Below are 1,997 nucleotides of genomic sequence, written 5' to 3'. Positions count from 1 at the left end.
GCGGCGGTCGCCGGGAGCGCTGCGGGCCAGGGTCCCCAGGGTCTCCGGGCTCACGCCGGCGGCCAGCGCGTCCGCCCCGACCCGGAGGTCGGTGGGGGCCAGGGGGCCGCGCACCTCGCCGGCCATGGCGTCGCGGGCCCGGGTGAGGAGCGCGAGCCGCTGCTCCACGGCCGCCGCGATCCGCGCCATGGGAATCCCCTTGGCGCGGCCCTCGGCCACCTTGTTCTCCAGGAGCGACGCCGGGATCCCCGCGGACTCCGCGGTCCTCCTGGCTGCCTCGATCCGCTGTGCCGGGCTCGCCACATCCTGCGCGAGCGCCGGGAGCGGCGCGCACAGGAGCAGGAGGGCGGCGAACAGGATCCGCTTCATCGTACGGTTCCTTTGCAGGACGGGAACGGCTCCCCCATGGAGCCCTGCACTTGAGACGAGCCAGGGCGGCGCGCCGTCACAATTCGTCCGGTTCGGTATCACGGGACCACCAGCACCGCCGACTCGCCCCCCATCCCGTCGTCCACGCGGCGGACCGACGGGGGGAGCACCCACTCCCCCTTCGCGGTGCGGAAGCCGTAGTGGTACACGCCGGAGGAGATGGGGAGGTGCACCACCCAGAACTCCCCGCTCCGGACCATCGGGACCGGCTTCCACTCCGTGAAGTCGCCCAGCACGGAAGGGGGCGACTCCGCCGCCGACGCGGGGAGGCGGATCGCCACCGTCCCCTCCGCGGGGACGGGGGGGAGGACGGCGGACAGGGGCGCCGGCCGCCCCAGGGTGCGGCTCACCCGGACGTTCCAGGTCCGCCGCGGAGCGCTCAGGTAGAGCGGCTCGCTGGACTCCTGCTGCCACCCGGCGGTGACCTCCACCCCCCGCCCCACCGAAACGCTCGCCCCCACGCCGTAGCCGAGCTGCGGGGCGGGGAGTGCGGTCGTGTCCGCGAACCAGCTCCCGCCGAAGGCCCACACCGCGCCCGGCCCGCGCGACAGCCGCAGGGAGCCCCCGGCGTACGGGTAGCCCCCTTCGGGGAAGTGCATGTAGCGCCCCACCCCCTCCAGCTGGACCCCCGCCGAGGGCGTCACCGCCACGCGGGCGCCGCCGTCGTAGGCGGCGACCGCCAGGAGCTCACCCTCGAACGGACCCATGGTCTGCACCACCCCCGAGCGCAGCTCCACCTCCAGGCGCTCGCCACGGAGGGAGACCGTGGGGACCGCCTCCAGCGTCGCGCCCCAGTCCGCCTCCTCCTCCACGTCGACCAGCCGCCCGCCCACGTTCACCTGGTAGTGGGACTCGGAGTAGCCGTACAGGTGGCCGCCCAGGTTCACCCCCAGCTCCCAGTCCCCGCGGCGGAGGAGCCCGAGCCGGCCGCCCAGCCCCCCGGCGCCCCAGCTCAGCCCCAGCGAGCCCAGGTCGGTGCCCCCGGCCAGGTACGTCCAGCGGCCGTGTCCCTGGTAGCGCGCCCCGAGCGAAACGTTCACGGCGCCGACCCGCTGGCCCACCGGGTCGTAGAGGGCGCGACCCGCCGCCGCGTCCACCACCCACTGCGCGGAAGCGGTCGTGGGGAGGAGGAGCAGCATACAGAACAACGCGGGGAGGAGCACGCTCCTCCCCGCGCGGGGAAACCTTGCCGTCATGCGGAGCCGGGCGGGGGAAGCGAGATGCGGCTGTTGGTTCCGCCGAAGCTGTCGGCCACGTGCATCGCGTTGGGGTCGGGGACCCACTCCTGCCCGTCGACCACGAAGGCGTAGTCGTGCACCCCCGGCCGGAGCGGGATGAGCGCGGACCACACGCCGGGCTCCGTCTCGCGCAGGACCTCGCGGGGCTCCCACCCGGTGAACGTGCCCGCGATGGCCACCTCCCGCGCGTCCGGCGCCTCCAGGCGGAACTGCACGTACACCGTGGGGGCGCCCGCGTCGCGCGAGGCCACCAGCACCGGCGGCTGCGTGGCCGGCCCGGCGAGCTGCGGCACCCGCACCACCGCGAAGGCGGCGAGCATCGCCCCGGCC

Annotated in this window: 3 protein-coding genes; all 3 read right to left on the bottom strand. The window is 75.5% G+C overall.

The window, feature by feature from the left end; genetic code table 11:
* Positions 1 to 369: hypothetical protein (locus VGR37_11460; protein HEV2148010.1), on the bottom strand; the 369-nt coding region annotated here is incomplete at its 3' end.
* A gap of 98 nt (positions 370 to 467) precedes the next feature.
* Complete coding sequence (locus VGR37_11455) at positions 468 to 1,568, bottom strand: glycogen-binding domain-containing protein (protein ID HEV2148009.1); 1,101 nt, start codon at positions 1,566 to 1,568, stop codon at positions 468 to 470.
* A 53-nt stretch (positions 1,569 to 1,621) separates the two neighbouring features.
* A partial coding sequence (locus tag VGR37_11450; protein HEV2148008.1) for a glycogen-binding domain-containing protein occupies positions 1,622 to 1,997 on the bottom strand: 376 nt, incomplete at its 5' end.

This window comes from Longimicrobiaceae bacterium (assembly GCA_035936415.1).
Lineage (GTDB): Bacteria > Gemmatimonadota > Gemmatimonadetes > Longimicrobiales > Longimicrobiaceae > JAFAYN01.
Note: the sequence above shows the minus strand (reverse complement) of the source record. Positions and strands in the feature narration are given on the sequence as shown.